Origin of the sequence: Coprococcus intestinihominis (assembly GCF_040096555.1) — a bacterium.
Lineage (GTDB): Bacteria > Bacillota > Clostridia > Lachnospirales > Lachnospiraceae > Coprococcus_A > Coprococcus_A intestinihominis.
Genome location: NZ_JBBMEK010000218.1, coordinates 1 through 5660 on the forward strand (window position 1 = coordinate 1; position 5660 = coordinate 5660).

The window sequence follows — 5660 nt, forward strand, 5'->3', positions numbered from 1 at the left end:
GGGACTGATTTAAAGCTCCCAGTTGTCGCGCTTGTATTCATGATAACTGCAATCTGTTCTTCATCTGTCTCCCAGTCCAGTTCAATTTCTTGTTCCGGAAGTCGGGTAATATCTTCAAAATCCAGGTATTGATTCTTTGATGAAATAACCGTCTTAATATTTAATTTCTCTGTCTGATCATGAATCTCCTTCTCTGTTAAACGAATATTCAGCATAAGCACTTCTTTTTTTAAGAGTAACAAGGCATACAAAAGCAGTACCGATTCCGGCGAATTTTCCATTAATAAACCAATCCTAGGCTCCTGCTCTACACACCGATTTAATTTGCGGGCCAAACTGATTACTTTTATATATACCTCTTTAAAAGTCCAGTTATTAATGCATAACGCTTCCGGATTTTGTTCATACTGTATTTTTAACCATTCCATTATCGTACCTGCTTACGGAAATTTCGGGAACTGCTTAAAGTCTGGTTTTCGCTTTTCTTTAAAGGCATCTCTACCTTCTTTTGCTTCATCTGTTGTATAATATAGCAGTGTTGCATCCCCCGCGAATTGCTGTAACCCAGCTAATCCATCTGTATCAGCATTGAAAGAAGCTTTTAAGAATCTCAATGCCATAGGCGAATGCTGAAGGATTTCTTCTGCCCACTTTACAGTTTCTTCTTCCAGTTGTTCGAATGGCACTACCGTATTAACAAGCCCCATCTCTAAAGCTTCTTTTGCCGTATACTGACGGCAAAGATACCAAATTTCCCTTGCTTTTTTATGTCCTACAAGCCTCGCAAGATATCCTGCCCCATATCCCGCATCAAAAGAACCTACTTTCGGGCCAGTCTGTCCAAACTTTGCATTTTCTGAAGCAATCGTCAAGTCACATACAATATGGAGAACATGTCCTCCCCCGATGGCGTAACCATTGACCATAGCAATAACCGGTTTAGGGATAATTCGAATCAAATGCTGCAGATCCAGAACATTTAATCGTGGAATATTATCTTCTCCTACATAACCTCCATTTCCCCTTACTTTCTGGTCCCCACCTGAACAAAATGCTTCTTTTTCAACTCCTTGTCCGTGATTTGCTCCGGTAAGAATAATTACTCCGATTTCCGCATCATCACGTGCCACTGTAAAGGCATCTATAAGTTCCATAACTGTTTTGGGACGAAACGCATTCCTTACTTCTGGCCGATTAATTGTTATTTTTGCAATCCCATGATAAGTTTCGTAAATAACATCTTCATAGTTTCTGTTTACTTTTTCCCATTTAAATACGTGCATCAAAGTTTCCTCCTTCATAAAAAGCATTGAATTCTTCTAAGTTTAATTGCTGCTTCGCATCGGATAAAGCTGCCGACGGATTTGGATGCACCTCCAACATAAGCATATCCGCCCCTGCTGCTAAGGAAGCTTTCGCAACCGGAAGCATAATATCTTTTCTTCCAAGGGAATGGCTCAGATCAGATACTACCGGTAAATCCGTCTGGAGTTTTAATAATGCGATACAGGAAATATCTAAAGTATTTCTCGTAACAGTTTCAAAGGTTCGTATTCCCCTTTCGCACATGATGACTCTATGATTCCCTTCCGTCCGAATATAATCTGCCGCACAAATAAATTCCTCCAACGTAGACATCAATCCCCTTTTTAAAAGAATCGTTTTTTCTGTTTTTCCTAATTCTTTTAGCAGGCTATAATTATGCATATTTCTACTTCCCACCTGGAGAATATCAATCTTTTCTTCCATATACTCCAGTTCTCGGACATCCATAATTTCTGTCACTGAAAAGAGGCTATATCGTCTACAAATATCCTGTATGATTTTAATTCCTTCCCGGCCAAGCCCTTGAAAGCTCTCTGGCGAGGTCCTTGGCTTATACGCACCGGCTCTTAATAATTGAACACCCTTTTCTTTCAGAAAAGCAGCCGTTTTTTCTAGCTGTGTGTAAGATTCTACCGCACATGGACCTGCAATGAGCTTCCCGAAATTTCCGTTTTTTATCTGACTCCATATTTCTGTGTTCTTCTCTGTCATTTGTTGCCTTTCACTTCCTTTCTATTCATTCTTATCCAAAAACTCTTGTACAATCCTACAATACGTTTCTGGTTGTTCTAAATGCACATTATGCCCTGCATTTAATACCGACCGAAATAGAAAATTTTTATATTGTCCTTGTGCTGTTTTCCCTATTTGCGTATACTTCTTGTCCATATTTCCGCATATATAAAGAACTGGAAAAGAAACCATTTCTAATCGCTTTCCGCAATATGGGAAAATCCCCTGTCCACTGCCAAGCAAGGTGTTTGCCAGAGCGTTTTCCTTATTTTGAAGGCGTCTTTTCTTTATTTCTCTCTTTACAGAATCAGGTAGGTCTTTCTGTGTTTCAAAAATCTCTTGTCCTGACCAATATTCCTGAAACCATTGGATTCCATTTTTTAGAATATTCTCCGCTAATATTCGATCCTTTTCATACCTTTTTGCTCTATCATTATCTTTTTCTATTCCAAATGATGAGCTTTCTAAAAGTAACGCTTTTATTTCTTTTTCATAGTTCAGCGCATATATTGTTCCAATGCGACCTCCCATCGAATATCCAAGAATAGAATAGGAACTGCCTACAACATCTAAAATTAGTTCATGCAAATGACTAAGCATAATCGGCAGCGTATAATAGCTTTGTTCTTCTGGCTTTTCGGAATTTCCATGTCCAATAAAATCAATCTTATATAATTTGTACCCTTCTAAATGTAACTGATTCCATGTCGAATAATTTTCCGCAAAACCATGAAGACAGATCAATGGTTTTCCTTGACCCGTAATTTCAATATGGTACTTTATCTGTTCAATTTCCTTTATCATTTATAATGTTGTATACCTCTCATGAAGTTTCCAGCTTTTTTCTTTTTCCGTGCAGACTTCAATCACATATATTCCTTGTGAAGCCAAAGCCCTGTTCACGCTTCGCTTAAAATCTCCATAATCGAGTACTCTATGGTAATGGATACCGTACAATGTTTCCAGACCGCTAAATTGAATACCATGTGGTGTTGAAAAAAGATATTCAAAATATTTTTTCCCTTTTTGCGGGAGATATTGGAAAATACCTCCTCCATCATTATTTAACAATACCACAGTCAAATTAAGCTGATGTGTTTTCCCAATCAAAAAGCCATTCATGTCATGGAACAACGCCAAGTCACCAGTCAATAACACTGTTGGCTGTCCATCAGTTGCAATTCCCAACGCTGTTGAGACAGTCCCATCTATACCATTTGTTCCTCGATTACATAATATCTGTACTTTTTTATTCTTTGCTCTCCAAAAGTAATCAATGTCTCGGATAGCCATGCTATTGGCCGATAAAAGGCAGCTTCTTTCCGGCATGATTTCCTGAAGAATCTGTACAATCCTACCTTCAAATAGCTCTTTTTCCTGTCCCACAGTTTCCAGTTTCTCTTTCATTTTTCTTTGCCAAGACTGCCACTGATGTAAGTATGTATTGTCTCTATTTTGGTACAAAATCCCTTCAGCAAATTTACAAGGTTCTGCTTGAACAAAAAATGTTGTCGTCAAACTTGGATTTCTATATTCAGAAGCTACATCAATCTGTACACATACCGCGTTTTTATGAAAGGCTATAAACTGCTGTAGCCGCTTGGATACTGGAGCTTGTCCAAACATTAAAATATAATCCAGCACCAACTCCTTTTTTGCTGATTCATTTTTCAAAAACGAATCGTAAGTATCAATAATTACCTCATCTTCATATTGACGTATATTTGATAATGGATCCGCTAAAACAGGAGCATTTAGCTGCTTTCCTAAAGAGATTAGTTGCTTAGGGCTTTCCGAAATTCCTTGTGCTCCGCATATAATGATTCCTTTCTTATTTTCAAAAAAATCATCCGGAATATGTGCCGCTAGATTGCCTTTTACTATCTGCACTTTATGAACGCTTCTTCCAGCCTTAAAATATTCTGTATTTAAGTCTGGAACCAGAGGTTCCCTGAGTGGGATGTTAATCTGTACTGGTCCTGCATTCATACCGTTACATTTCAAGTACGCCTTCTGCATAACAATTCTAGGGTATACAAATTGTTGTTTTTCATCTGGTATGGAAAGTTCTTCATAATAATTAAGAAATTCCCCAAAAATTTTATGCTGATTTATTGTCTGTGGCGCTCCAACATTTTGGAGCTCCGCTGGGCGATCCGCTGTTAAAAGAATCAACGGAATTCTGGAATGCTTTGCTTCAGCAACTGCCGGCAGGTAATGTGCTGCTGCTGATCCTGAAGTGCATACCAAAACTACCGGTCTGTTTTTCTTCTTTGCAATTCCTAACGCAAAAAAAGCTGCAGAACGTTCATCAATATTTAAATACGTATGGATTTCGGAATGCTCACAAAACCACATAGATAGTGGTGTTGAACGCGACCCTGGGCTTAATACTGCTTCTTTTATTCCCAATAAGCTCAATTCGTCAATTGCAACTGCAATATATTCGTTCATTCTATTATGTTCTCCTTGATTATAATGCCTCTAAAATAGTACGTAACTTAGTATTAGTTTCTTCATACTCCTCTCTACAATCTGACTGTTCTACAATTCCACAACCTGCATAGGCATATATTTTATTTCCATCTATCAATGCGGAACGTATGCCAACTACAAAAATACCGTCTCCATTTTTTTCTACAATACCGATAGGAGCGGCAAATAATCCTCTATCATGTTGTTCATATTTTTCTATAAGTTTCAACGCCTTTTTTCTTGGTTTCCCTCCCATAGCAGGTGTGGGATGGAGTAACCTTACCCATTCGATAAGATTTTTTTGCCCATCTGTAGCTACAATGCTAGTTTTTAGATGAAACAGATTTTTTAGTTCCATAAGTTCTGTCATTCCAATTGACACTTTATTAGTTACTGTTCGCATAGTGCTAACTATTTCCTCAATAACGATTTTGTGCTCATGGTTATTTTTTATGTCATTTAATAGTTCCTTACCTCTTTTTTCATTATTTTCGCATTTGGGGAAAGTTCCAGCTACAGCATAACTTTGGATACGACTTCCACATTTCTCAACCAGTATCTCTGGCGTAGCTCCTATAAAGGCTTTTCCTCCATATATATATGCAAAAACATAACTTTGCGGATTATTCTTTAATAAGTTCAATACACAACTAGCAAGATTAATATCTTTATCAAATAAAATCTCTACCTGTCTTGATGCAACAACTTTCTCAACTTCTCTCGCTTTTATATTACTCATAATGATATCAAATAAATCACACCACTTTTCATAATCATCAACAACATTTACGTATGTTGGTGTTGTTTTTTTTTGAGTACCTACCGAGAATAATATAGAATAACAATACGGAAATGTAATCTCCCCCATCTTCATTGTATTCCATAATCCCTCGCCTTTCTTATTTATATCCGAGAAGAATGGAATAGCAAAAAAGCTAATTTCTGATTCATTTAGAGTTGTTACTCCCAACTCTTCCGGTAATTCACTTTTACACCCTACAACACCTCGCTTGTTTATTGGATTATAGAAGAAAAAACCGCCATTTTTTTGGAGTATTTCTAAAATCATAATAATGTTACTAGGTTCGTACATCACAATCCTTGCCTCTCCTTATTTTGAAATTTTC

The 5660-nt window shown here is 37.3% G+C and carries 6 protein-coding genes; all 6 read right to left on the bottom strand.

Going from position 1 to position 5660, the window contains the following annotated elements; genetic code table 11:
• Nucleotides 1-428: AMP-binding protein (locus WMO25_RS13950; RefSeq protein WP_349085812.1), on the bottom strand; the 428-nt coding region annotated here is incomplete at its 3' end.
• 12 nt (nucleotides 429-440) lie between these two features.
• A complete protein-coding gene (gene menB / locus WMO25_RS13955; protein ID WP_144124782.1) occupies nucleotides 441-1283 on the bottom strand; it encodes a 1,4-dihydroxy-2-naphthoyl-CoA synthase in 843 nt (280 codons plus the stop codon).
• Nucleotides 1270-2037, bottom strand: coding sequence for a bifunctional 3-deoxy-7-phosphoheptulonate synthase/chorismate mutase (locus WMO25_RS13960; RefSeq protein ID WP_144124780.1), 768 nt, complete (start codon nucleotides 2035-2037; stop codon nucleotides 1270-1272). The genes menB and WMO25_RS13960 overlap by 14 nt, the downstream gene beginning before the upstream one ends.
• 21 nt (nucleotides 2038-2058) lie before the next feature.
• Nucleotides 2059-2862 carry a 2-succinyl-6-hydroxy-2,4-cyclohexadiene-1-carboxylate synthase gene (gene menH, locus WMO25_RS13965; RefSeq protein ID WP_144124777.1) on the bottom strand — a complete coding sequence of 268 codons (804 nt, stop codon included), beginning with the start codon at nucleotides 2860-2862 and terminating at the stop codon, nucleotides 2059-2061.
• A complete protein-coding gene (gene menD, locus WMO25_RS13970; RefSeq protein WP_349085814.1) occupies nucleotides 2863-4512 on the bottom strand; it encodes a 2-succinyl-5-enolpyruvyl-6-hydroxy-3-cyclohexene-1-carboxylic-acid synthase in 1650 nt (549 codons plus the stop codon).
• Between the two features lie 19 nt (nucleotides 4513-4531).
• Nucleotides 4532-5626 carry an isochorismate synthase gene (locus tag WMO25_RS13975; protein WP_349085816.1) on the bottom strand — a complete coding sequence of 365 codons (1095 nt, stop codon included), beginning with the start codon at nucleotides 5624-5626 and terminating at the stop codon, nucleotides 4532-4534.
• Nucleotides 5627-5660: the final 34 nt, after the last annotated feature.